The 25,470-nt window shown below is 62.9% G+C and carries 20 protein-coding genes and 1 pseudogene; 5 read left to right on the top strand and 16 right to left on the bottom strand.

The window, feature by feature from the left end:
- Positions 1-11: 11 nt before the first annotated feature.
- The 7 genes from AC3WWH_RS21855 to AC3WWH_RS21825 form a co-directional block, all read right to left on the bottom strand.
- On the bottom strand, positions 12-1,655 hold the full coding sequence (locus AC3WWH_RS21855) for an arylsulfatase (protein ID WP_082641186.1): 1,644 nt from the start codon (positions 1,653-1,655) through the stop codon (positions 12-14).
- Positions 1,656-1,808: 153 nt separating this feature from the next.
- Positions 1,809-3,179 (bottom strand): BatD family protein, encoded by a 1,371-nt coding sequence (locus tag AC3WWH_RS21850; protein WP_156433217.1) that lies wholly within the window; start codon positions 3,177-3,179, stop codon positions 1,809-1,811.
- Positions 3,176-4,747, bottom strand: a complete 1,572-nt coding sequence (locus AC3WWH_RS21845) for a VWA domain-containing protein (RefSeq protein WP_492377276.1) — start codon at positions 4,745-4,747, stop codon at positions 3,176-3,178. The genes AC3WWH_RS21850 and AC3WWH_RS21845 overlap by 4 nt, the downstream gene beginning before the upstream one ends.
- The gene (locus tag AC3WWH_RS21840) at positions 4,744-5,748 is read right to left on the bottom strand and encodes a vWA domain-containing protein (RefSeq protein WP_058324641.1); all 1,005 of its coding nucleotides are present in this window, start codon (positions 5,746-5,748) and stop codon (positions 4,744-4,746) included. The genes AC3WWH_RS21845 and AC3WWH_RS21840 overlap by 4 nt, the downstream gene beginning before the upstream one ends.
- A complete protein-coding gene (locus AC3WWH_RS21835) occupies positions 5,735-6,262 on the bottom strand; it encodes a DUF4381 domain-containing protein (RefSeq protein ID WP_058324640.1) in 528 nt (175 codons plus the stop codon). The genes AC3WWH_RS21840 and AC3WWH_RS21835 overlap by 14 nt, the downstream gene beginning before the upstream one ends.
- A gap of 2 nt (positions 6,263-6,264) precedes the next feature.
- The gene (locus AC3WWH_RS21830) at positions 6,265-7,260 is read right to left on the bottom strand and encodes a DUF58 domain-containing protein (protein ID WP_058324639.1); all 996 of its coding nucleotides are present in this window, start codon (positions 7,258-7,260) and stop codon (positions 6,265-6,267) included.
- Positions 7,261-7,276: 16 nt separating this feature from the next.
- Positions 7,277-8,248 carry an AAA family ATPase gene (locus AC3WWH_RS21825; RefSeq protein WP_058324654.1) on the bottom strand — a complete coding sequence of 324 codons (972 nt, stop codon included), beginning with the start codon at positions 8,246-8,248 and terminating at the stop codon, positions 7,277-7,279.
- A 257-nt stretch (positions 8,249-8,505) separates the two neighbouring features.
- On the opposite strand from AC3WWH_RS21825, the gene AC3WWH_RS21820 reads away from it, so the two are divergent.
- The 4 genes from AC3WWH_RS21820 (at position 8,506) to AC3WWH_RS21805 (ending at position 13,289) form a co-directional block, all read left to right on the top strand.
- Entirely contained in the window at positions 8,506-9,477 is a 972-nt protein-coding gene (locus AC3WWH_RS21820; protein WP_058324638.1) for a formylglycine-generating enzyme family protein, read from the top strand.
- 43 nt (positions 9,478-9,520) lie between these two features.
- Positions 9,521-10,567: an HAD family hydrolase gene (locus tag AC3WWH_RS21815; RefSeq protein WP_492377275.1), complete on the top strand. Its 1,047-nt coding sequence runs from the start codon at positions 9,521-9,523 to the stop codon at positions 10,565-10,567.
- Positions 10,568-11,063: 496 nt separating this feature from the next.
- Positions 11,064-11,300, top strand: a complete 237-nt coding sequence (locus AC3WWH_RS21810) for a hypothetical protein (RefSeq protein WP_492377274.1) — start codon at positions 11,064-11,066, stop codon at positions 11,298-11,300.
- Positions 11,301-11,519: 219 nt separating this feature from the next.
- Entirely contained in the window at positions 11,520-13,289 is a 1,770-nt protein-coding gene (locus AC3WWH_RS21805; RefSeq protein WP_492377273.1) for a tetratricopeptide repeat protein, read from the top strand.
- A 20-nt stretch (positions 13,290-13,309) separates the two neighbouring features.
- On the opposite strand, the gene curA is transcribed toward AC3WWH_RS21805, so the two are convergent.
- The 9 genes and pseudogenes from curA to AC3WWH_RS21760 form a co-directional block, all read right to left on the bottom strand.
- Positions 13,310-14,335 (bottom strand): NADPH-dependent curcumin/dihydrocurcumin reductase, encoded by a 1,026-nt coding sequence (curA, locus tag AC3WWH_RS21800; protein WP_113399063.1) that lies wholly within the window; start codon positions 14,333-14,335, stop codon positions 13,310-13,312.
- Between the two features lie 181 nt (positions 14,336-14,516).
- Positions 14,517-15,820 (bottom strand): annotated as a pseudogene (locus tag AC3WWH_RS21795) (O-acetylhomoserine aminocarboxypropyltransferase/cysteine synthase family protein).
- Between the two features lie 45 nt (positions 15,821-15,865).
- Positions 15,866-16,903: an isopenicillin N synthase family dioxygenase gene (locus AC3WWH_RS21790; protein WP_492377272.1), complete on the bottom strand. Its 1,038-nt coding sequence runs from the start codon at positions 16,901-16,903 to the stop codon at positions 15,866-15,868.
- Between the two features lie 619 nt (positions 16,904-17,522).
- Positions 17,523-17,759, bottom strand: a complete 237-nt coding sequence (locus AC3WWH_RS21785; RefSeq protein ID WP_063891526.1) for a hypothetical protein — start codon at positions 17,757-17,759, stop codon at positions 17,523-17,525.
- A 120-nt stretch (positions 17,760-17,879) separates the two neighbouring features.
- Positions 17,880-18,605: a TfuA-like protein gene (locus AC3WWH_RS21780; protein ID WP_058323957.1), complete on the bottom strand. Its 726-nt coding sequence runs from the start codon at positions 18,603-18,605 to the stop codon at positions 17,880-17,882.
- A complete protein-coding gene (locus AC3WWH_RS21775; RefSeq protein WP_492377271.1) occupies positions 18,602-19,789 on the bottom strand; it encodes a YcaO-like family protein in 1,188 nt (395 codons plus the stop codon). The genes AC3WWH_RS21780 and AC3WWH_RS21775 overlap by 4 nt, the downstream gene beginning before the upstream one ends.
- A gap of 72 nt (positions 19,790-19,861) precedes the next feature.
- On the bottom strand, positions 19,862-20,083 hold the full coding sequence (locus AC3WWH_RS21770) for a hypothetical protein (RefSeq protein WP_057251314.1): 222 nt from the start codon (positions 20,081-20,083) through the stop codon (positions 19,862-19,864).
- A gap of 32 nt (positions 20,084-20,115) precedes the next feature.
- Positions 20,116-21,987 carry an AfsR/SARP family transcriptional regulator gene (locus tag AC3WWH_RS21765; RefSeq protein ID WP_058323955.1) on the bottom strand — a complete coding sequence of 624 codons (1,872 nt, stop codon included), beginning with the start codon at positions 21,985-21,987 and terminating at the stop codon, positions 20,116-20,118.
- 27 nt (positions 21,988-22,014) lie between these two features.
- On the bottom strand, positions 22,015-22,461 hold the full coding sequence (locus AC3WWH_RS21760; RefSeq protein WP_058323954.1) for a helix-turn-helix domain-containing protein: 447 nt from the start codon (positions 22,459-22,461) through the stop codon (positions 22,015-22,017).
- Between the two features lie 471 nt (positions 22,462-22,932).
- On the opposite strand from AC3WWH_RS21760, the gene AC3WWH_RS21755 reads away from it, so the two are divergent.
- Entirely contained in the window at positions 22,933-25,467 is a 2,535-nt protein-coding gene (locus AC3WWH_RS21755; protein WP_492377270.1) for an SH3 domain-containing protein, read from the top strand.
- Positions 25,468-25,470 lie beyond the last annotated feature (3 nt).

The raw sequence follows: 25,470 nt of genomic DNA, 5'->3' as shown, positions 1-25,470 counted from the left end.
TCTCGAGAGCGTTACTGTGCCGGCTGGGTCTTCGCCAGGATCTCGTCGATCTTCTGGTGCACGCTTTCTTCGATCTGGTCGACCGAGAAGCTTGCCGGCTTCTGGCTTGGCGGATACGCGACGAAGGTCTCGAGGAATGCCGCCGATTTCCCCACCGCTTCGGCGAAGAGATAAGCGTTCTTCGTCCGCCAGTCGTTGTACTGATCGGAGACGATATCAGCCCGCTCGTAAGGGTCCATGCGCAGGTTGAAGATCTTCGGAACGCGCAGGCAGGTGAACGGATCCTGCCAGACGTCGAAGCCACCGGGCTTGCGCATTTCGCAGAAGACGGCTTTCCAATTGTCCCAGCGCATGCCGACGAGCTTGGCGTCGTCATTGAAGTAATAGAACTCGTTGCGCGCGCTCTTCGGCTGTTCGCCGGTGAGGTAGGGCAACTGGTTGTAGCCGTCGAGATGCACCTTGAAGGTCTTGCCGCCGAGGTCGGCGCCCTTCAAAAGCCGCTCCTTGATGTCCTTGTCACCGGCTGCTGCAAGCAGTGTCGGGAACCAGTCGAGACCGGAGACCATGTCGGTGGAGACACCGGGCTTGATCTTTCCCGGCCAGCGGACCATCGCCGGGACACGGAAGGCGCCTTCCCAGTTGCTGTCCTTTTCACTGCGGAAAGGTGTGGTTGCCGCATCCGGCCAGGAGAACTGGTTCGGGCCGTTGTCGGTTGTGTAGACGACGATGGTGTTGTCGGCGATCTTCAATTCGTCGAGCAGGTCGAGCAGCTTGCCGACATCGTTGTCGTGCTCGATCATGCCATCGGCATAGTCGTTGCCGGGCATGCCGCTCTGGCCCTTGTATTGGTCACGCACATGGGTGAACAGATGCATGCGCGTCGTGTTCATCCAGGTGAAGAAAGGTTTCTTCGCCTCCGTCTGTTTCTTGATGAACTCCATCGCCGCGGCGGTCGTCTCGTCGTCGATCGTTTCCATGCGTTTGCTGTTGAGCGCGCCGGTGTCCTCCACCTTGCCGTCGGCGAAGGAATGCAGCACGCCGCGCGGCGCGTAGGACTTGAGGAACGCGGGATCGTCCTTCGGCCAGTAGGGCCGCTCGGGCTCCTCTTCGGCATTCAGGTGATAGAGGTTGCCGAAGAACTCGTCGAAGCCATGAGCTGTCGGCAGGAAGCGGTCCTGGTCGCCGAGATGGTTCTTGCCGAACTGCCCGGTGGCATAGCCAAGCGGCTTCAGCGCCTGGGCGATGGTCACGTCACGGTCCTGGATGCCGACGGGGGCACCGGGAACGCCGACCTTGGACATGCCGGTACGCAGCACCGTCTGCCCGGTGATAAACGTGGAGCGGCCGGCGGTGCAGCTGTTCTCAGCGTAATAGTCGGTGAACAACATGCCGTCGCGCGCGATCCGGTCGATATTCGGGGTCTTGTAGCCGACGACGCCGAAGGAGTAGGCGCTGATATTGGTCTGGCCGATGTCGTCGCCGAAGATCACGAGGATGTTCGGCTTGGCGGCATCCTGCGCAAAGGCCGACGGTGCCGAAGCGGTGATGGTCGACATCAGCACTGTGCCGGCCAGTGCCAGCGCCTTCGGCTTCATCGACCGCTCGACGGCGCACGCCGCGAGCCTCCCAAGCCTGGTCTTCAAATCGATACTCATTTCAAGTCTCCCTGAGGCCGCAAACAAATCGCTCTCGGAATGCAGGCAAAGTTTCGAATTTACCGATGCAATCTCCGCGGGAACGCGCCCTCAGGTAAGTACGTAACAGTTACGAAGGCACGGAGGACGCGTAACGCGCCGCCTCACAGGGATTCAGCGGTTCTGCCGCAAGGCGCTGTCGAACACCGGGTTGAGCTCGGGCAGTTCATCAACCGCTTCGTCGCCGTCGTCGGAGATTTCTTCGAGCCAGCGTCGCCGCGCCGACTTCAATCCACTTCGCAGCCGGGAGAAATCTGGCCGCTCGTGGTGGGATTGCGGAGTGCCGTAGCGGCTCTTTCGGTGCCGAGCGAAAGCGACCCTCGTCTCCGGGTCGGCAAATCGCTCAAACCATTTCGAAAGCGGTACATTGCCGGTCTTGCGCGACCAGCGATCGAGTGCCGCGTCCAGCCGCGCTCTGTCGTGGTCGCGGCAGGCGTCGAGAACATGGCGGAAGGCCGTTTCCTCCGAATGCGCCTTGCGCGTCATGGCCGCATCGATCCAGGTTTCCAGCCGTCCGAACAGATTGGCGGCGAACTGGATGACAATGGCGACGGCGAGGACAGTGGCCGTCGCGATGCCCCACCAGAGCCAATCGAACGGTTCCTTTGTCTGCGGAGGAGCGGGTGGCGCGATGGCAACCTTCGTTGCCGGGCCGGCACCGACGACCACTTCCGCGCCATCGGCCTCCGCGGTTTCGGTCTTTCCGGTCTGAGGATTGAACCACTCCAATGTGATTGCCGCCAGAGAGAAGGTGCCCGGCTCGGAAAAGACGTAGGTTGCGGTGTCCTTGCGCAGTCCCGCGGCAATATCGCCGCGCGGTGTGCGTTCTTCCGAGAGTACCGGATCGTGCTGATAAATCTGCACGCCCTCTGGGGCCTTCAAGCTGGGCTCGGGAATCATCATCGGCGCGAGGCCGGCCGCCCGGGTGGTGACCGTGCGCACAAGCGCGTCGCCCGCGTGCAGGCCGACCGGGTTGCGGTCGAAGGTCTGTGTGATCGTAATTTCGCCAGCGGTGACGCCGGGGGTGCTGCCGGCACCTCCTGGTACCGCTTCCACGGTAAATTTGAGCCGCGGCACGGTAACCTTACCCTGTGTCGTTTGGCCCGGCACGGCGGCATAGCCAAAGGGGATTACGATCGTCGGCAGGGCGTAATTGCCTGCCGCCTGTGGCGTGATCACATAGGTTTTGCGGATGCCGGAAAAGGCCTCGCCATCGACAGTCTCGTTGAGGTTCAAGCCGCGGTCGTCGGGCATGGTGACCACCGCACCCCGAAGATCGAACAGCGGAAACTGCGGCGGCGTCAGGAAGTAGTTCGGCACGAACACGTCGATGTCGATCTCGATCTGCTGCCCGGCATAGATCGTGCCCTTGGTCGCGAGCGTGGCGCGCGCGAAGGGGTTGGCGGCGAGCGCATCGCTCGCTAGCCAGAGCGACAGGCCAACGAGCCAGACCAGTAGCCGAGGCATTCGGGACAAGGCACTCACGGTGTCGCCTCCTTGGCCTCGATCGCGAATTTTCGCGCGAGCAGCTCGGCGGGCGAGACCTGGATGTTGCGCATCCACATGTCCGCCGTCTGTGGTCCACCCTGGATCGTCGCCTCCGTGCCTTTCTTGCCCTTTTCGTCGAACTGGACCTGGTCGGGGTCCATGCCCGCCTGTTCCTGCTGTGCGTCCTGTTCCTGCTTGTCCTTGTCGGCCTTGAATTTTTCGGCAGCCGCCAGGTTCCTTTTCGCGTCCGGCCAGTCGGGGCGGCGTTTCAATGCCTGCTTATAGACGGTGATCGCTTCTTCCGCCTTGTCGAGGTGCATCAGAGCGTTGCCCTGGTTGTAGTAGCTCTCGGCCGTATCGGTTTCGGCAAAGGCGTCGATCGCATCCTGGAAACGGCCGGCCCGGTAGAGCGCCGCTCCGCGCCAGGTGGGATCGGCGAATTTTTCGGCGGCACCCTGGAAGTCGCCCTGCTCGAAGGCGCGACGGCCCTGCTGGTCCGGCGTCAGCCAGAGATCGAGGAAGCGGTTATCGGCAGCCTCCGCCCGCTCGTTGCTCATGAGCAGGCTGATGGCGAGCAGATAGACGGCCCAGCGCACGGTCCAACCGCGCCGGAACCAGAACAGGCCGAAGACGGCGATCGGGATCGTCAGCCACCAGCCGGCATCGTGCCAGCGGGTCAGCCCCTCGGCGGTCTTTGCGGCAAAATTGGTCTGGATGCTCCTGACGATCCAGCGCACGTCGGCATCGTCAGCTGTCACGGTGGCAACCTCGGCCTTAGATGCGGACTGCAACGCCTTGAGGCTGTCGACATCCAGCCTGGAGCGAACATGGCCGCCGGTCGCATCGGTCAGGAACCCGCCGTCGGCCGTCTTCACCGGGCCACCTTCTACCGTGCCAATGCCGAGCACCATCAGCGCGTTGCGGCCTTGATACTGGCCGAACGCCTGAAAGGCGGAGCGCTCGACCCCGTCGGTCATGAAGAGGATCGTGCCAGGCGCGGTTTCATTGGCCAGGGCTTTCTCGACCTCCTGCAGGGCCTTTGCCGTATCCTTGCCTTCTACCGGCATGATCTGAGGCGAGAGTGCCGCGAGATAGGTCTTGACCAGTGCCGCATCGTCGCTCAGCGGCAGCACCATATGGGCGGAGCCGGCATAGGCGAAGAGCGCCGTGCGCGAACCTTTTCTGAGGCTCAAAATATCCTGGACCTTGAGCTTGGCGCGTTCGAGCCGCGTCGGCGAGATGTCCGTCGCGTTCATGGTCGGGTTGAGGTCGATGGCGATCGCCAGCGGCGCGGTGTCCTCGACGAAGGGCGGGCGCTCGCGCTGCCAGGTCGGACCGGCGGCAGCGATGGCGGCAACGGCGATCAGCGCTGCGGTGATGTGCACGGGCTGGAGGCGCCGCTTGCCACCCTTCTCGATCAGCAGGTGATCGAGCAAGTGCGGCGCGATCATGCCTTGCCATTGCGAGCGGACATCGCCGCGCCGGCTGACGAGATAGACGAGCAGGGGGACGGCGAGCAGTGCCAGCAGCCAAAGCGGTCTCAGGAAGTGGAAGTCCGAGATCATGGCGCTGCCTCCTGCCGCCGGCGGCGCTCGGCGAGTGAAGAGAGGAGCCACATGATGGCGTGGTAGGCGAGGACGATCAGCAGTGCTGCGCCAAGCGGGTAGTGGAACAGTTCGATGCGCGGCCGCCAGGAGAGTGTCTTCTGGTTCGCCGGTGTCAGTTGATCGAGCAGTTCATAGATGTTCTGCAGGCCCGCCTGGTCCTGGCCGAAGAAGTAGCGGCCCTTCGTCGTCTCGGCGATACCCTGAAGGGTTGCCGTATCGAGCTTCTGCTCGCCTTGCGCACTGGGGTCACCAATCCCCACGGTGTGGATCACCACGTTCCGGTCGGCGGCAATGCTGGCGGCCTTGTCCGGCGGCATCTTGCTGGCGGTATCGTTGCCATCAGTCAAAAGGATCATCGCCTTGTCCGGCGCGGTGCTGGCGTCGAACATCTTGATCGCCAGCCCGATCGCGTCGCCGACCGCAGTGCGCGGGCCCGCCATGCCGGGCAGGCTCTCGGCCAGCATCAACTTGACTGTCTTGTGGTCGAGCGTGAACGGCACCAGCGGATAGGGCGCGTCACCGAAGGCGATCAAGCCGAGGCGATCGTCCGGCCGCCGGTCGATGAAGTCGGCGACCACCTTATGCACCGCCTCGACACGGGTCTGCAGATTACCGGAGGGATCGCGAAAATCCCGCGTGTCCATCGACTGCGAAAGATCGATCGCCAGCATCAGGTCGCGCTGTGGCTCGGTCTTTTCGATTGGCGGCTCGACATATTGCGGCCGCGCCAGCGCCACTACGATCAGGGCCCAGCAGATGGGCGCAATCACCTTCTGGCCGAGATTGGTCCTTGGGACGACGGAGCCCTCGGTCGGCCCGAGATTGGCGGCGGCCGTAATGTCCTTGAAGAAAGGTATTCTGACGGCGGCCGATTGCTCGCGGTAGGGCGGAAGCAGCCCCCAGACGACGAAGGGCAGAGGCAGAAAGATCAGCGCCCAGGCGTGATCAAGCACGTACATGGTGCGCCTCGATCCAGTGACGTGCCGCGGCGACATAGGTCCGCGCTTCGGGTTCCGGGACGGCGCAGAGCGCCGCGCTGCCGCGATATTCGGCTTCCTCAAAGAAACGCGCCGAGGCGATCGGGAACACCGGGCCGCCGGAATGGGCATCGAGGAAGCCGGTCCATCCCGTGCCATGGAGCCCGGCTATGGTTTCGCGCGGCCAGAGCACCAAGGCGGTGCGCTTCAGGAGGACGGGTAAAGCGACGAGCGCCTCGCCGCGGGTTGCGGACGCGGCGAGCCGTCCCTCGATTTTCTTGAGGTCGGCGAGCGCTTCGCGACGGTAACGATTGGCCTCCCAGCGCCGGTACCAGCGCCAGCATGCGAAGGCGATCAGCAGGAGTATGACGCAGCCGAGCACCGTCCATGCCCAGGTCTGCGGCATCATCGAGACGGGCTGAGGCATGGCGATGTCCGCGAGCTGCCGAAGGGTTGCCTCGAGCAACGGGTCTTTCGCAGGGGCGGCCGTCGCCATCGCTATCGCCTCCGTTGCCGGCTGGCGAGCTGGCCGAGCATGGTGCGCAATTGTGGCGCGACCTCCTCGGCGGCGGAAATCGGCAGCATCGGCAGGCCGAGTTCTTCCTGCCAGGCGCGCAGTGCCCGCCCGCGTTTTCTGGCAAAACTGTCGATCGCCTCGCGCACATTGCCATGGGCGAACTGCACCTCGGCCTGAAGCAATCCGCCGCTGAAGACGATATCGCCCTTGCGCGGCAACTCGAGCAGGAAGGGATCGTAGATGAGAACGGAGATCACATCGTTGTGGGCCGAGAGCTTCAACAGCATGTCGCGGGTTTCGAGGCTGTAGCCGTCGAAATCGCTGATGACGATGACCAGGTGGTCGTGCCGGGCAATGTTGGCGACGGTCGTGAGGACGACGTCAAACTGCTCCGCGCCATGCGGCGCCTGCAAACCGGCCTGCAGTGCCGTATTGTGGCGAACGATGCTGTCGGCAAGCCGGACCACCGCCTCGCGGCTGCGGTAAGGGCGCACCTCGGTAACCTCTTCGTCGCTAAAGACGAAACCGCCGACACGATCGCCGAGCGCCAGCACGCGCCAGGCTGCGAGTGCGGCGACTTCGGCCGCCGCGACCGACTTCATCGCCCGGCGGCTGCCGAAGAACATATTGATACGCTGGTCGACGAGGATCAGGGCCGGCCGGTCCTTCTCTTCATCATAGACACGGACGACCGGCTTTCCGGTGCGTGCCGTCACCCTCCAGTCGATCGCGCGGATGTCGTCGCCCGGGAGGTAGTTGCGTAGCTCCTCGAAGGAGAGGCCGCGGCCGCGCATGCGTGATTCATGGCGGCCGGCGAGCAGTCGCTGCACCGGCGCCTTGCGCAGGAAGGTCAGGTCTCGGGCCATGGCCTCGAGGCCGACGAGCGTGTCGACCGAGGTATAGACGCCGGTCGTATCGACCTGGCGGGGTTTTACGATGCCGCGGGAACGGGCGAGAGCCGGCAGGGATATGGCCATCGGCGAACCTCCATCTTCAGGCGACCGCGACGAGTTCGACGATACGGTCGATCACCTGGTTGGCGGTGGTGCCGCCGGCATGTGCTTCGTAGGAAAGCACCAGCCGGTGGCGAAAGACGTCGTGCACGGTGGCCTGCACATCGTCGGGGGTCACGAAGTCGCGGCCGTTGAGCCAGGCGTGGGCCCGCGAAACCTTGTCGAGACCGATGACGCCGCGCGGGCTGACGCCGACCTGCAGCCATTTGGCGAGATCCTTGTCGACCTTGTCGGGATAGCGGGTCGCCATAACGAGCGCGACGATGTAGTTCTCGATTGCTTCGGAAACGGTGATCGCCGAAATCTCCTCGCGCGCGGTAAACACTGAATCCTGGGCGAGTTTTTCTGTCGCGTGATTGTTGGATTTCGCGTGAATTTCCTCGGAACGCACGAGCCGCATGATGTCGGCTTCCGACGTGGCGTCGGGGTAATCCACCTGGATGTGCATGAGGAAGCGGTCGAGCTGTGCCTCTGGCAAGGGATAGGTGCCTTCCTGCTCGATCGGGTTCTGGGTCGCCATCACCAGAAACAGATCCGGCAGCGTGTGGCTCTTGCCACCGATGGTGACCTGGCGCTCCTCCATCGCTTCGAGCAGGGCCGATTGCACCTTCGCCGGCGCACGGTTCACCTCGTCCGCCAGAATGAGGTTGGCGAAGATAGGACCTTCCTGAAAGCGAAACTCGCCTTTGCCGCCGTCGGAAAAATAGATCTCCGACCCGGTGATGTCGGCGGGCAGGAGGTCGGGGGTGAACTGGATGCGCGACAGCTCCGCGTCGAGGTTCTTCGCCATGCTCTTGATGGCCCGGGTCTTGGCGAGCCCCGGCAGGCCCTCGACGAGCAAGTGGCCGTTGCTGAGCAAGCCCAGCAGCAAGCGCTCGATCATGCCTTCCTGGCCGATGATCGCTTCGCCGATGCGCTTGCCGAGTTGCTCGATATCGTCGCGTGCACCCATGAATTCCTGCTCCCTCTGCCTTCCGGCAGCATCGGTCATCATGATATTTCGGCAGAGCTTATTGTTAAATCAGGCCAATTGGAAAGAACGTAACAGTAACGAAGACCCCCGCAAGGACCACATTTGGCCGATTTTCATCGTGGCCACGAGGTTTTGTTTGCCATCGTAACGGTTACGTACTTTGGGCCGACGAGGAATGGCGTTAGCTTGGACCGGTTTGGTGGTCGAACCCGCCACCTTCGGGAGATGGAAGCCGCATGCAAGTGTCGCCGAAGATACCACTTCTCAACGAAACTCCGGCAGCAATCAGCGCGCGGGAGCCGATCTGGATCGAAGGTGGCACCTTCGTCATGGGCTCGGACAAGCACTATCCGGAGGAAGCGCCGGCGCATCCGGTGAAGGTGGACGGCTTCTGGATCGACGTGGCGCCGGTGACCAACCGGCAGTTTGCCGCTTTCGTCGAGGCGACAGGCTACGTCACCGAGGCGGAGAAGACCCCGGACCCCAAGGATTATCCCGGCGCCCTGCCGGAGATGATGCGCGCCGGCTCGGTGATCTTCGATCCGCCGAAGCGGGTTACCAGCAACAGCCCGTCGCAATGGTGGAACTTCAAGTTCGGTGCCGATTGGCGGCGGCCCTATGGGCGGCAGAGCAATATCCGCGGCAAGTTCGATCATCCGGTCGTCCAGGTCTCCTATCTGGATGCCAGGGCCTATGCGGAATGGGCGGGCAAGGACTTGCCGACGGAGGCAGAATGGGAGTTCGCGGCAAAGGGCGGGCTTGAGGGCGCGGAATTTGCCTGGGGTGACGAACTGGTGCCGGAGGGACGTTTCATGGCGAACACCTGGCATGGCATGTTCCCGACGGAAAATCTCAGACCCGACGGCTTCGAACGGACCTCGCCGGTCGCAAGTTTCCCACCGAACGGCTACGGCCTCTACGATATGATCGGCAATGTCTGGGAATGGACGAGCGACTTCTGGTCGACCAACCATCCGGCGCCGGCGCAAAAGAGCTGCTGTATCCCTTCCAATCCGCGCGGCGGCGACAGGGAAGCAAGCTTCGATCCGAGACAACCAACGATCCACATCGCCCGCCGGGTGGTGAAGGGCGGCTCGCATCTCTGCGCGCCCAACTATTGCCGCCGCTACCGGCCGGCGGCGCGCCATGCGCATGAGGAAAACGCGGCGACCACCCATATCGGGTTCCGCTGTATTCGGCGGCCCTGACCCTGCCAGGGGTTTCAAATCGTTCCCGCAAGGAGGATGCGTGATGACGGCAATTGCGATGCGATCAAATTCCACGCCGAGCCGGCGCCGTTCGCGGCTCGTCGGTCTCCTGTTCCTGCTTTCCACGGCGTTCGGCGCTCCGGGCGCCGTCGTCGCGGCCGATGCGCCGGCCGACAATCTTCCGTCCTGGAATGATGGCGAGGCAAAGACGGCCATCGTCGATTTCGTCACGCGCGTCACCGGCGAGAACGGGGCGGACTTCGTGGCGCCTGAGGAACGGATCGCCGTCTTCGACAATGACGGCACGCTCTGGACCGAGCAGCCGAACTATTTCCAGGGCATGTTCGCTGCGGATCGCGTCAAGGCGATGGCGCCGGAACATCCGGAGTGGAAGGACAAGGAGCCGTTCGCATCGCTGCTCAAGGGTGATATGGCGGGTGTCGCCGCCGCCGGCGAGAAGGGCATCGTCGAACTCGTGATGGCGACCCATGCCGGCATGACGACGGATGCGTTTACCAAGGCGGTCAAGGACTGGTTTGCGACCGCCAAACATCCGCGCTTCAACCGTCCCTACAACGAGATCACCTATCTGCCGATGCGTGAGCTGCTCGATTATCTCCGGGCAAACGGTTTCAAGACCTACATCGTCTCCGGCGGCGGCATCGAATTCATGCGGCCGATGACCGAACAGATGTACGGCATCCCGCCCGAACAGGTCGTCGGCAGCAGCATCACGACGAAGTATGACCTCGATGGCGATACGCCGGTGCTGACACGCGAGCCCAAGATCGACTTCATCGACGATGGCCCGGGCAAGCCCGTCGGCATCAACACTTTCATCGGCCGGCGGCCGATCTTTGCGGCCGGCAACTCCGACGGCGACTACGAGATGCTGCGCTGGGTAACAGCGGGCTCCGGTCCACGCTTCGGCCTGATCGTGCACCATACGGACGGCGAGCGCGAATGGGCCTATGACCGGCAATCGCCCGTCGGCAAGCTGGACAAGGCGCTGACCGAAGCCGAACCGAGAAACTGGCTGCTGGTCGATATGAAACAGGACTGGCGCAAGATCTATGCTTTCGAGAAGTAGGGGCGGGCAGTCGGCCCCTCGGGTTGCGCGCCCATGTCGGTCGAGTTCGCCTGCGATGTTCCCGCCGACGGATTCTAGTCTTTGAGGAGTTCCGGAGACGATGACCTACGGTTCGACAAAGGCGTCCAAACCGGTCTGTCATCATAGGGATCGCCTTGGCGATACCGGGACCTGCTGAGGCATAAAGCTTGTCGTATCCAAGGACGAACTCGGACGATCATATCGTCGGCGTCAAGACTATCGGGGCAAAGTTACTGTTACGTACTTCCGAAACGGAGCGTCTGTTGTCACGTTAACCATCGAGGGAGAGGTCCGGTCCGGCTGCCAGTTTTGGTTGAGCGCTCGGCGGGCTGATGTGTCGTCACGGTCCCGGAGAAAATGATCCTTGAGAAATGGTGCGCCAGCGTATCGGGCTGGCGGCAAGGTCATCGATTGTCGATCAGGCGGGTAGAAAACAATGCCCAACGCGGCCGTGAAGCGCGGACTTCTGAAGCTCATGCTGAAGCTTCCGGCGTTGCGCGGTCAACTGCAACTGCTGAGCGTCAAGAACCTTTCTCTTTCCAACCTCTGCGAGGCCTATGAAGAGGCGAGCTCCATGCTCGACCGGCAACGTAAGCTCGATCCGCTGGATCATTCGATGATCTCGGAGTATGAATTGATCTGTCGCGAGATCGAAGAAGAGGTAATTTCCATCTGTATCATCGATTCAGGCCGCGAACCTAGTCCATTGTGATTAACAAATAGCCTTCTTGGGTTCATACATTTCATGTAAATCCCGTGAAAATTCTGTGGGATTTTCGGTTGGTTCTTGCTCTATTTTAAAATGACTCATTTCCTTCGTGGAAATGTTTTGTGATGGCGCAATATTTTTCTTTTCGCCACTGCGGCTCTCGTCTAGAGTTCGTCTCGCGTTTGCACTCTCTTTGGGGTTGTGGGCAGTTGGGAGCGCATCATGGAAGCCAGAAATGCGGGTCAAGCAGCTCATTGTGCCGTTGCCGAATGTGACGCACGCCCTGCACTTGATCGTATTCTTGCCGATAGTCAGTTTCATGCCACTGAGCGCCACCGGAAACTCCTGCGCTACCTGGTCGATGAATTCTTCGCTGGCCGCTCGGGGCAGGTCAAAGCCTATACCATCGCGATCGACGTTTTCGGTCGGCCGGCTTCCTTTGATCCGGCAACCGATCCGATCGTGCGTGTTGAAGCCTCGCGCTTGCGCGCCGCGCTGACGCAATATTACGAGACGGTCGGCGATAAGGCGGGGCTTCGCATCGAGCTTCCCAAGGGCAATTACGTTCCGCATTTCGCGGTGAGCGACCGCTCACCGGACCCGTTGGAAATCGCAACGGCTCCCACGCAGATGGCGAACGAGTCGGAGGAACTGGTCGCCGTCACTCCCGCCATCGTCCAGCCGAAGCGTCGGCCGTTCGGTCTGATCGCCGCCGCTGTCGCAGGGACGGCGGCAATGGCTGGAGCCTTCTATCTCTCCGTCGTCGAGCGCCTCCCGTGGCAACCGGTGCTTTCCGCCAAGCCGACGATCGTCATCGACGTTCCGGCGGCCAGCGGAGCCGGTGCCGAAGAGCAGAGGAGGGCGGGCGACTATCTGGTCCACGCGCTGTCGCAGTTCTCCGCGGTGCGCACTTTGGCACAGGCGCCGGCGCCGGGCGTCGATGTTGCATCGGTCACCGGCTGGGCCACGTCGGCACCGCCGGTGAAGCTGCAGGGGAGCAAGGAGTACCGGCTCTCGGTCGCTTACAGCGCTGACGTCAAGGAGCATCAGATCTCGTGGCAGGTTGTCGATGCGCAAAGCAACGAGGCGCTCCGAGCGGGTACTGCGAAAGCCGATATCGACAGCGGTGACGCTCGAGCAGTTCAGGAAAAACTGCTGGCTCGGCTTGCCCGATCGCTCGCCGGCGAAGAAGGTGTCATCGTGAGCCTGGAGGCGGCGCGGCAGCTCGTGTCACCGTCGATCGGTTACGGTTGCGTGCTTCTTGCCGATGTTGCGCTGGCGCGGATCGACCCGGAAGGATTGGCTTCGGCACATGCCTGCCTGGAGCAATCGGTGACCTATCAGGCGACAGACCCTGACGTCCTTGCCAGCCTGGCTACGGTGCTGGTGGCGACCGGCGAGGCAAGCGCCTCGCCGACGGTGGCGGCGCGGGCGGTGAAGCTCGCGGATAAGGCCGTAGCTCTCGCACCGCAATCGAGCCAGAGCTACATCGCTCAGATGCAGGCGCGCTTCGCCACCGGCGACACGGAGGCCGCGTTCATGTCCGGTCGCCGCGCCGTTGCGCTCAATCCGCTCGATGATGCCATTCCCGCTCGGCTCGGCCTGCTGCTCTTCGTCAGCGGGCAATATTCGGAGGGCGTGAACCTTGCGCGGGTGGCGGAAGTGGGCTGCGAATATGTGCACCACGACGCGGCGCTCACGCTGGCGCTCGAAGACTACCGAAACGGCAAATACCGCGAAGCACTGACGCGTGCGCGCCAGCTCGCCAACCCCGCGGACACTGCCGTCAACCTCCTGCGGATGGCGGCGGCAGGTCAGCTCGGCCTGACGAGAGAGGCCACGAGTGCCCTTGACGGCTTACAGCGGAACAAGGCTGGCTCGATGCGGTCGATTGAGAGCGAACTCGCCGCGCGTGGTTATACGCCCGAACTGATCGCGCTTCTCGATGATGGTCTTGGCAAGGCCGGCGTCCGCCTCGCCAGCCTGCACTGATCGCTCGCGAGGCGTGGTTTTCAGTTCTCGGCGGCCACCCGCACGACCAGCTTGCCGAAGTTGCGGCCTTCGAGCAGCCCGATGAAGGCATTCGGGGCGTTCTCGATGCCATCGACAACGTCCTCCTTGTACCGAACCTCGCCGTTGGCGATCCAGCCCGCCATCTCCTGGTAGAAAACCGGACTCTGATCGGCGAATTCGCGCTGGATGAAACCCCTGATCAGCAGGCTCCTGCTCAGAACCTCGCGCATGACGCCCGGAAGCCTGTCGCCACCAGCTTGCGGACCGCCGGCCTGGTTGTAGTGCGCAATCAGGCCGCAAACGGGCACGCGGGCGAAGTCGTTCAACAGCGGAAACACCGCGTCCCAGACATGGCCGCCGACATTCTCGAAATAGACGTCGATGCCTTTGGGGCACGCGGCGGCGAGTTGCTCGGCGAAATCCGGAGCGCGGTGATCGATCGCCGCATCGAAGCCGAGCACGTCGCGAACGAAAGCGCACTTGTCCGCACCACCCGCAATGCCGACCGCGCGCGCGCCCTTGATGCGGGCGATCTGGCCGACGGCCGAGCCGACGGCGCCGCTTGCGGCGGCCACGACGACCGTCTCGCCCGGCTTCGGCTTGCCGATCGTCAGCAGTCCTGCATAGGCGGTGAAGCCGGGCATGCCCAGAATGCCGAGCGCGGTCGACAGAGGTGCCGCCGACGGATCGAGCTTGCGCAGGTCCGCACCGCGCGACAGCGCATAGCTCTGCCAGCCGGAATGGGAGAGCACGAAATCACCGTCGCTGAAATCCGGGTGGCGCGAGCGCACGACGCGGGCAACTGTGCCGCCCTCCATAACCGCGCCGATCTCCACCGGCTTGGCATAGGACCGGCCGGTGTTCATGCGCCCGCGCATGTAGGGATCGAGCGAGAGGTAGAGGATTTTGAGCAGAACCTCGCCTTCGGCCGGCTCCGGGATTGCCGTCTCGACGATGCGGAAGTCGCTCGGCGTCGGTCGCCCCGATGGCCGGGCGGCCAGCAGAACCTGGGTGTTCGTGCTCATTGTCTTTCCTTCCCTATGCATGGCCGGATCTGCGCCGGGGTGCCATCCGACGGACGCTCGATTAGAGCATGTTGTGGCATGAAACCGAACGGAGGCCTACCGGCGCGTTCGGACGCCAAAATGGCGCCGCGGGCCCGGCCCTAAAGGGCGAGCCCGCGGCAACTCCTGCAAAAGCGTTCGATCAGGCGGCGTCAATCGCCTGCTTGATGTCGGCGATAATATCGTCCGGATGCTCGATGCCGATCGAAAGCCGGACATAACCCGGTGTCACGCCGGTCTTGAGCTGGTCCTCCTCGGTAAGCTGCGAATGCGTCGTCGTCGCCGGATGGATGGCAAGCGAGCGCGCGTCGCCGATATTGGCGATCAGTTCGAAGCCGACCAGGGCTCCAAAGTGTCCATTCCGGAGATACTTCTCGGCGCGAGCCTCCGCTTCGCCCTCCTGGAATTTTGGAAAGATTACGCGCGCCACTTTCGGGTGGGTGCGGAGGAACTCGGCCACCTTGATCGCATTCTCGTTGTGCTGGCGGATTCTGAGCGGCAGCGTCTCCAGGCCCTGGATGAACTGGAAGGCGTTCAACGGACTGATGGCGGCGCCGAGGTCGCGCAAGAGAACCGCGCGGGCACGCAGGATGTAGGGATGGAAGGCGATCGCCTCGGCCTTTTCCAGCCAGGTCTTGCCCTGGTAGCTCGGGTCCGGCTCATGCAGGTTCGGGTGCCGCGCCTCATGGTCGTGCCAGGGGAAGCGGCCGCTGTCGATGATCGCGCCGCCGATCGAGGTGCCGTGACCGCCGATATACTTCGTCGTGGAGTAGACGACCACTGCGGCGCCGTGATCGAAGGGGCGGATCGTCAGCGGTGCGGCCGTGTTGTCGACGATCAGCGGAATGCCGAAGCGCCGGCCCACCTCGGCGACCTCGGCAATCGGGAAGACGTCAAGTTTCGGGTTCGGCAAGGACTCGGCATAGTAGGCGCGTGTCCTATCGTCCGTCGCCCGGGCGAAGGCCTCCGGGTCGGCGGCATCGACGAAACGCACCTCGATGCCGAAGCTTTTGAGCGTCGCGGCAAAGAGCGCCCAGGTTCCGCCATAGAGGCCGGCGGCGCTGACGACGTTGTCGCCGGCGCGCGCAAGGTTCAGCAGGGCGAAGGCGGATGCCGCCTGTCCCGAGCCGAGTGCCAGTGCTGCTGCCCCGCCTTCGATTTCCGCCAGCCGCTGCTCGAAGGCGTCCTGCGTCGGGTTGGAGACACGGGTGTAGAGATGCCCCGGAGCCTCGAGCGCAAAGAGCTGTCGGCGCCATCCGTGCCCGGCAGCTGATAGGAGGTCGTTTGGTAGATCGGCACGGCGACGGCGCCGCTTGCCGGATCGAAGCGATAGCTGCCGCCATGGAGCGCCAGCGTTTCCGGATGCAGCCGTCCGCCGGTCTCGCGCAGCCCTGTCGGTGCCTTGATCTCGGCTGCTGGTTCCTCCGGCTTCTGATGGATCGTCATGCCATTTCTCCTTGGCTCTCGGGTTGATCGGCGCTGTCCGGTCAATCAGGCGGGCACGGCCGCCTTCTGTTGTTCCAGCAGGTCTGCGTGGTGCTCGGCGGCGACATCGGGATGCGAGCGCAGCCGGGATTTCAGTACGTTGCGGCCGACCTCATGGAAGAGCGGGTTCTGCGGATCCTGGGTGACGCCGCGGACCTCGGCCGCAAGCTCCGGCGGCAGGTCGAGCACCGGGATGGTGGAGGCGAGGTTGGCGCCGAGGAAGAAGGCGACGGAAAGCCGGTCGCCGCCTGCCGGTGGCGTGACCACGCGGTGGATGTTGGCGAGCAGATAACCGTTCGATGCCAGTTCCAGCAGTTCGCTGACATTGATGACGAAGGTGCCGCGTTTCGGCGGCGCGTCGATCCAGCCGCCCTTGCCGTCATCGACCTGCAAACCGCCGACCACGTCCTGCAGCAGGATGGTGACGAAACCGCCGTCCTTGTGGGCGCCCACCCCCTGGTCGCTTTCCGTCTTGTCGCGGCCGGGATAGCGGATGATCTTCAGGAGCTGGTTGGGGCCGTCGCGGTAGATCGGCCCGAAGACATCGGGCTGCTGGCCGAGCGCCTCGGAGAAAATCTCGATCAGGCGGATGCCGAGCCCGGTGACGGCGTCTATGTAGGCGAGGATCGCCGGCTTCAACTCGGGCAGGGCTTGCGGGAACTGGTTGGGGCCGACCAGCCGCTTCCACGGCGCATCCTCCGGCTCGACCTCAAGGCTCTGGCGCTCGGGGCCGAAATCGACCTGTTCGCGCCAGTCCTGGGTGCCGCGGGTATATTCGAGCCCGGCGCGATTGTAGCCGCGGAAATGCGGCGACTTGCGCATCTCGATTGCCAGCTTGTCATCCTCAGGCAGTGCGAAGAAACGCCGCGAAAGCGAAAGGATACCGTCGATCTCTTCCTGCGGAATCCCGTGGCCTTCGAGATAGAAGAAGCCCACCGAGCGGGCAACGCTGCGCAATTCATCGAGCGCCGTCGCCCGCTCGGGGTGGCCCGCCGCAAAGCGCGAAAGGTCGAGGACGGGTAGGGTAGGGGTGGTCTGGCTCAAGATAGTCTCCGTTGTTTCGTTAGGCGTGCCGCTGGCTCCCGAAACCCGCGGATTAAGCGGAGCGAGCAGGGGCACATCGAAGGACTTCAGGTGAGGCCGGCGGATGCGGCAGCCGCCGCAGTGCCTATTGGTCGCAAGAGGGTGCTGCGCGACAAAACGCTGGTCGTTGAACGGCGTTGGCTCATGGCATCCCCGCTTGTGTCGAGTGGTTCAAGCCTAACCGGCGGCGCTAATTATTCAATAATATCTATGGAAATTATGGCCTAAATACTGCGCGTCAGGCGAAGCAAACATTCGAACGGGCTGAGGTTCCGGGGAAATTCCGTCCGTCCTCTTCCATCTCGCCCTGGCGAGCGTCGTCGCGTCGAAATTGAAATATCCGACAACTGCACGGTGACGCAGCGGCGGAGCCGCAGTGCCGTCACCTTAAGCCGCGCCGTGCACATCGCAGCAGGCGAACTCGCTTGCAGGCGGAAAATGAAAAGCCCCGTTTTGCTTTTCTGCAAAACAGGGCTTTGTAACGATTGGGTTGATCAGATCATTCCATCGTCCCGGAAGACGGAGGACGATCCTTCACGACTGCGCAATTCTGGACGCAGAACGCCCGAACTTGCTGGCCTCAGCAGCGGCCGAGGCTTGGCCGCGTCAGCAGTTCGTTGGTCAGATGTGCGCGCTTGTCTCCGCATTCCTCTGCCTCCTTGAGCAGCGATGCGAGCGCCAGTTCGAGGCAGTATTGCACACCTTCGACATTGAGGGTCTTGGCGGAGTCTCGCGCATAGGTGACAAGGCGAGCCAATGCCAGAAGCTCCTGCTCCTTGTCTTCCGGTTCCACCGGTACAGCAAATGAAGACAGCATGATTTTCCCCAGCTCCCTATGGATCAGCCAGATCCAGTTCAGCGTGACCAATCATAGCGTGACTGCGCGGCAGTGCGCGTGACATGAGCGTGACACACGTTGTATGGGAAAACCACGCGCTTAAGATGAAGCGTCAGGTTGACCGGACAACCTCTTCCACATGCTGGTAGAATTGAATTTCCAGTCTCGCGCCACAACCGTTCGTTGGTTCGGCGCGTTGTGCAGTGCGTCGAGCAGAAGCAGCGCATCGATACGTTTCTGATCGACGAATTCGGCGGCAAGCAGGTCTGCGAGACGCGTCCGGTCTGTACCGGCGGGAAGGCGTGCGCGCTCGACAACCGCGGCCCAGTTCCGCTCCTTGTAGAAGATGCCGGCTGCCGCGGCGCCGACCGCCGCCACCGCTTCAACAGGAAGCAGCTGGCGATCCGCCAGGCATCTGAGGGTCACGTCCACATTGACGAGCGGCAAGGTCAACGGCAGGTATCCAAGCTCAGCCGGGCCATGGATCAGGGCGACATCGGCATCGTCCACTCGCTCGCCTTGCGCATATTGCCGATAGATCTCGCCGATGCCCGTCATGCCGAAGGGAGCGCATTCGGCAGCGCGAAGCGCGCCCATGCTGGCCGCCCCGAAAACCTGAACGCCTTGCGTCAGCGCGTAGAGGATCTCCTTGTGCCAGACCGGCGCGACCTGTTCAAAGTTGCCGTCGACCAGACCGATAGCCGTCGCACCACGTTTGGTCGCGCTGAGAATGTCGCCCTGGACGGCAGGTGGCTGGAGAGTGATGACGGCGCTCGCAACGCGGCGCGCGTCCGGCAGGGTAGGCCCGACGAAGACGATCTTCATCCGACCACCAGTGCGCGTGCCAGCGCCCGTTCTCCGAAACGGCGCTTGCGCAGGCCATCGGGGTTTTCCAGGCCCGGAACGAGAACCTTGACGACAGAGAACGGCATGGCCTCTTCCTCCACCAGCGGTAGGACCACAACCGAGCGGATACGCGCCTCCTCGAGCCGCTGGATTGCGAAGCTTAGCAGCGCGTGCGGTCCGCCCTCGGCGCTTGTGGGGGGCGTCGTTTTCCTTTGCGGGTTCGCCTCGAACAGGCGCTGTGTCTCGCCCGGAAGGGAGCGGGTAAAGGTCTCGGGAAAGACGTCGTCGCGGGCGCCGCTGATATAGGTGAGCCTTGACTGGGCCGCCTCCGTCACGGCGCGGATGGCGGCTCTGCGCGCCACCAGGTGCGCGCCGTGGCCGATTGTCACGTCGTGGTACCGAGGTTGCCGCGCGGTCAGAATGCCAGCATCGGCAAGGGTCGCCGTATAACAGGGGACGGCGACGTTGCTGGTCATGTCGAAGAGGCGCAGTTGCAGGCCACAAGCCGCGATCTGCCGCGCCATCTGGTCGAGGATCGGGTCCTCGAACGATGCCGGATCAATGCAACTGTTGAGCTTTCCGCTCAGCGGCAGCAGACGCCAGAGCGTTTCGGCGTCGCGCTCGATCCGCTCGAGCAGACCATGCAGGATGGCTTCGGTCTCGGTGTTGCCGGAGGCAAGGCCATCGGAGGATTGCCAGTATCGGCAGCCCTCGATGGTTCGGTCGAGGGTGGACGCATGAAGCGGTACCCAGGTGGTGGCTCCGTCTGCGAGATCGAAGCCGCGAAGCCAGGCGACCGTCTCATGGTCGCCGAGATCGGCTTCGCCCGTAGCGACCAGACAGGGAAGCGTCAGGGCCCGATCGCCGCTTTCGCACAATGCCCGCCGGGTCGCCATTCTGGTCGGCACCGCGGGTGCGCAGGCAACGGCGCGTTCGATCGCCTCCATTGCGGCCGAAACCTTGGCGTCGTTGTCGGTGATGCCTTTTCCTTGATTGATGACGATCGACCGCGCGTTCGGGGATATGGCGCTCCAGACCGGGATCCCGATCTTGTCGAGCCCGGTCAGGCGCGCAAGCCTGCTGACGCCGAATGTCGGCAAAAGCGGCTCGATGCGCCGAAGGGTCTCTTCGGGCGAACAGGCGCGATCGCTGTATGAGAGCATACCGGCCGTCGGATAACCGAAACAATCATCCGACGGCCGGTCAATTCCGGTGACTTGCGCCACGTGTCGGCGCTAGCCGTCCATGAACCCGCCGGAAACCGAACCGGACGAGGCCGCCACCACAGCGAGGTTCACGCCCTTGTGCACTGTTGCGCCGCCGTTGACGCGCAGATCGTTGGCCGCTGCCAGCGGCCCCTGCGTCGGCGTCGGAATTTGCGTCACCGTTCCCGCGTCCAGATCCGCCATCCAGAGCCTGTCGTCGCCTGCCACGCCAATTACCACCACTTTCGCCATTTACCCCTCCTGGCTTTCGTTGAATGAAGACGTCAGAAACCTGCCTTGCGCAGGCCCTCGCAATAGTGGACTCGCTGCCACTCTTCCCTGAAGGGAACGATGGCCATCCATTTGTCGAGATCAAAATCCGGATGTACGTCGAACGTTTTGCGGACGAATTGGCGGGCCTTTTTCTTGTTGCCAAGCATGCCCCAACTCGCGGCCGACAATCGGTCTGCAGGCGTCGGATCGCGCATATGCTCGATATAGGCGATCGCCTGCTCGTACTGGCCAAGCGAATAGCTGGCGCCGGCTGCAGTCCAGAAATATTCGTCCGGTGCGATCGGGTTGAGGTCGAGTGCCGCCTGGATCTTGCGTAGACCACCTTCCGGACGCGAGGCCTGCACCAGCGTGTCGGCATAGCTTGCGATCACGTTGGCATGCTGTGGGCTGAGCGCCTCCGCCTTGTCATGGTATTCCATGCTCTCATCGAATTGTCTCAGATAGAGCTTGACCACACCGAGCTCGCGATAGCCCGTTGCCAGCGTGTCGTCGGCCCCCACCGCGTCGCGCGCATGCCTTTCCGCAAGCGCCAGCAACTCGCTGTCACCACGCGCCGTCAACAGCCACTCGAAGAAGTAGCTGCGCGCCAGCCCGCTCATCGCCGGCGCAAAGTCGGAATTCTCGTACAGCGATTCACGGAAACTCTTGCGAGCGCGCCGCACTTCCGGAAGGTTCAACTGCTTGAGATAGCGCTGCCCCAGCAGGAAGCTGCGATAGGAGCCGACATTGGTTTCGTAGGTCTTGCGATGCGCCTCGTTGCGTTCCACCTGGCTGGCGATGGCATAGGCGATCTGGCGTGCGATCTCCCGCCTGGACGTCATCAGCCCGTCGCCGTCGAGATTGAAGCGGTCAGCCCAGATCACTTCGTCATTGGCAAAGAAGATCAGCTGCGTGAATAGAGTCAGCCGGCTGCCCTCGTCCGTCAGGCGAGTGTCGAGGATGTAGCTGATGGCGTGCTTTTGGTAGGTGTTTGCCTTATCAGCCTGGAGGCTGATTTGTGCCGCCGTGTAGGGGGCGATGACCGAAACCGACCGGAGCGCGCAAAGGCCGATGGTGACGTCCTCGATCAAGGCGCCAGCAAACTGGGTGGCGGGACTGTCGATTGCTCCGTTGCTCGGCGGCAGCAGCACGACGCGCGGTGGACGCAAGTCCGCGGCCGCCTCGGAGGCCGGCGCAAAGATCGTCGAGGCTGGCCGCCATTCCGCGATGGCTGGAGCAACCGGCGCATTGCTGTGTGCAAGTGCTCTCGCTTCCAGGTGATTGCCTTCCAGCTGAAACACCTGGGTCAGGATCTTGCGCACGTCCTCGTCGAGCGGATTGCGCTCGAGGAGCCGCGCTGCCGCGGCCTTGACCAGCTTGCGATGGCTCTTCGCCGCTTCCGGCGCGGCTGCGATCAGGCTTTCGCGCAAGAGCGTCATGTGTTCGCCGCGCTGCCGTTCGATCCAGCCGTGCAGCGCTTGCCCCTGGGACTTCAGATCCTTGAGAAAGTCCTCCTGGAATGTCGTTGCTGCCAGTTGGAAGCGGTTGAGCGCATCGCCCGGATCACGACTGATTTCGTCCAAGTCGCTCTGCAGTCGATCGACGTCGAGTCCGACCGACGATGGAGAGAAGCTCAGGAAATGACAGCCGAGTTCGTCCTGCCGTGCACTAATCCGGGAGATCGTCTTGCGCAGATTGACGAACGCCTGACTGGGAACGACTTCGTCCCACAACAGCTTGGCGATGTCGTTTCTCGATTGTTCGCGATATCCGCCGACGATCAGATAGCAAAGGATAAGCAGACCCTTCTCCGGGAACGTCACTTCGCGCCCGTCGTTATCGACGAGACGCAAGCGCCCGAGGGTCTGCAGTCTGAATGTCATCCGGTCATTCCTGTCGGGTGCAGGCGCTTATCCGTGCAGATCCTGGGCATGGCTGGTCCCTGTACGGGTGCTCTCCGTCTCGGGCGTCTGGGCGACGGCGGCGACGAGCGAGATGATCTTCTTGCGCAGCACCGGATCGGTGATCTTCAGGAAGGCGCGATTGAGAGCGATGCCTTCCTTCGACGAAACGAAAGAGGAGATTTCGCTCGGCTCGCGCGTCGTGTCGCCGTTGCGGGCAGCGACGTCGTCGCCTTCCTGGAAGAAGAAGCTTGGATGCACGCCGAGGATATCGGCGATCGCCTGGAGACGGCTGGCGCCGATGCGGTTGGTGCCTTTTTCGTACTTTTGAACCTGCTGGAATGTGATCCCGAGACCGTCGGCCAGCTTTTCCTGGCTCAACCCGGCCATCAACCGACGCATCCTGACGCGGGAACCGACAAAGACATCAATCTGGCTGGGGGCTTTTGTGTTCACTTGTATTTCCTCCGCACGTAGGAATGGTCAAATCATACATATGAGTTTGCTTGAATAAATCCCCCGATGCAATCACTACGGGCTAAAACGCGGAGATTTGCGGCGCCGTCCCGGTTTTCCAGGGGATGAGCCGGACGATGCTGCCGTCATCGGGGCGCAAGCGCGCGAATTGTGACGGGTCGAGTGCGTCACGTTGCCTCGATCGCGGCCAAAATACGAAGGGCCCCGCGCGAATCGATCCTGCGTCATCTGCGTTCGGCGGCCCGAAGGGAGGCTCATGGCCGGGCCTCATCGTCCCTTTTCAACGGCCTGTTACGGTCGCCGTTACTGTTACGTACTTGTGCTGCCCCCGATGCCGAAGATGCTGCGATCATACCGGTCCGATGTCCGCTCCTCACCTGCCAACAACGTGGCACAGGCGGCGACAGCACGATGCCGGTTCGGATTGCTGCTAGACGCCGGAGAACCGTGATGCGCAGATTGACCCTGGCCTTGACCCTTTTCGCGATTGCCTCCGTTCCGGCCGAGGCCGGTCCGGCTACGACAAACGCGTCCGTCAACTTCCGGGAAGGGCCGGGCACCGGCTTCGACAGCCTCGGCACGATTGCGGAAGGCGCGGAAGTCGACGTCAAGGAATGCGACGATGGCGGCACGTGGTGCGCGGTGAGCTTCAATGGCCAGAACGGCTTCGTCAGCGGCAAGTATCTGAACGATGCCGATCCCAAGGGGCTCGGCTGGCCACGCGCCTTCAAGACCGACAGCGGCGCGACCATTACGCTCTACCAGCCTCAGATCAACGCTTGGAAGGACTTCACCGATCTCGATGCGCTGATCGCTGCCGAATACAAACAGTCCGACGATGCCAAGCCGATCTATGGTGTCATCGGAGTGACCGGCAAGACCGACGCCGACAGCGCATCCGGCCAGGTCGTCGTATCGGACATCAAGATGACGGAGATCAATTTTTCCGTCCTCGACCGGAAGGAACTGGCCGATCTCGCCCTCGAGGTCGGCAAGCTGATGCCGCTCGGAACCATCACGGTTTCGGAAGACAAATTGACGGCGAGCCTGGCGGACTACGAGCGGCTCGGCAATGTCGAGGGGCTGAAGGCCGACGCGCCGCCGATCTTCGTCAGCAAGGCGCCGGCGGTGCTGCTGCAGACCGACGGCAAGGCCGTGTTCGCGCCGGTCAAGGGTGTCGAAGGCCTGTCCTTCGCGGTCAACACCAATTGGGACCTGTTCAAGGTCGATGCGGACAGCAGCTATTATCTGCGCAACGACAAGGCGTGGCTGCAATCGAAGGACCTAGCCTCGGGGTGGCAGCCTGCAGCGTCGCTGCCGGACATTCTCGGCAAGCTTCCGGACGACGACAACTGGAAGGATGCCAAGGCGGCTATCCCGCCGCAAGCGGACAAGGCAGTGGTGCCTGACGTTATCTATTCGGACAAACCCTCCGAGTTGCTCGTGTTCGACGGCGAGCCGAAGCTGGAGCAGGTGCCGGGCACCGGCCTCGAGATAGCGACCAACAGCGAGAGCGACGTCTTCTATCGCGATGCGGATTCCAACTGGTACATCCTCGTCTCCGGTCGCTGGTTTGCGAGCTCGTCCCTCAACGGTCCGTGGACCTTCGCGACGCCCAAGCTTCCCGAAGATTTCCAGAATATCCCGCAGGACGCCGCCTATTACACGGTGCGCTCGTCCGTTCCCGGGACGTCCGAAAACGCCGAAGCGCGGCTCAAGGCAAGCATTCCCGAAAAGGCGCGTGTGGCGCTCGACGGGTCGGTCACGGTGGACGTGACCTATAGTGGCGATCCGAAATTCGAGAAGATCGACGGCACCTCGCTGACCTACGCCGTCAACACCAACGAGACCGTCATCAAGGTCGGTGACAAGTATTTTGTCGTGAAGGACGGCATCTGGTTCGTCGGCGATGCGCCGACCGGACCCTTCAGCGTCGCCAAGGCGGTGCCCGACGAGATCTACAAGATCCCGCCATCCTCGCCCGTCTACAACGCCACCTATGTACGGATCTACGAGACCGAGCCCGACGCGGTCTGGTTCGGCTACACGATGGGCTATCTCGGTGCCTATCTCGCCTGGGATACCTTCGTCTACGGCACCGGCTGGTACTATGACGATTATTGGGGCTATGGCTGGGCTGGCGGCGGCTACTGGCCCTATTATCCGCGTCCCGTGACCTATGGCGTCGGTGCGTTCTACAACCCGGCTGTCGGAACGTTCGGCCGCTACGGCTATGCCTATGGCCCCTATCGCGGCATCGCAGCCGGTGCGGCCTACAATCCGCGCACCGGTACCTATATGCGAGGCGCTGTCGGCTACGGACCGAACGGTGACCGGGGCTTCGTCGCCGCCTACAATCCGCGCACCGGCAACGCGGCGATCGCACGTGGCGGACACAATGTCTACGGGAGCTGGGGAACGGCATCCGTCAAGCACGGTTCCGGCTTTGCGCGCATTTCCGGCGGTTCGACTGCGGCCGGAGCGGGGGCCCATTGGCGCACGTCAGACGGCAACCATGGTTTCGTCGCCGGTGGCAAGGGTGGCGACGTCTACGCCGGGCGCGATGGAAACGTCTATCGCCGCGACGACGGGCAATGGCAGAAGCACACGCCTGACGGCTGGCAGCTGGTCGACAAGCCTTCCATCCAGGACAGGGCCAAGGCGGGCGAACAGTTTTCCGCCAAGCATCCGGACGCTGTCCAAAACCTGAACCAGCGGATCGAATCCGGCCAGCGAGCACGAACGCTGGACCGCGCGCCCGATCATCTGGCCATCGACAATATCGGCCGACAGCTCGGCAACCAGCGTTCCTTCGAGCGTCAGTCCTTCGATCAGCGGCCGCTGAACTTCCCGAGCAGTGGAGGCGGTGGTTTTGATCGCCCGGGCGGCTTTGGTGGCGGCGGCTTCGAGGGAGGCGGTTTCCACGGTGGCGGTGGCTTCCAAGGCGGCGGTTTCCATGGCGGCGGCGGCTTCCGTCGTCGTTGATCC

It is taken from the genome of Ensifer sp. EB106-03-01-XG145 (genome assembly GCF_058792075.1).
This window is presented reverse-complemented; position numbering and strand designations above follow the sequence as displayed.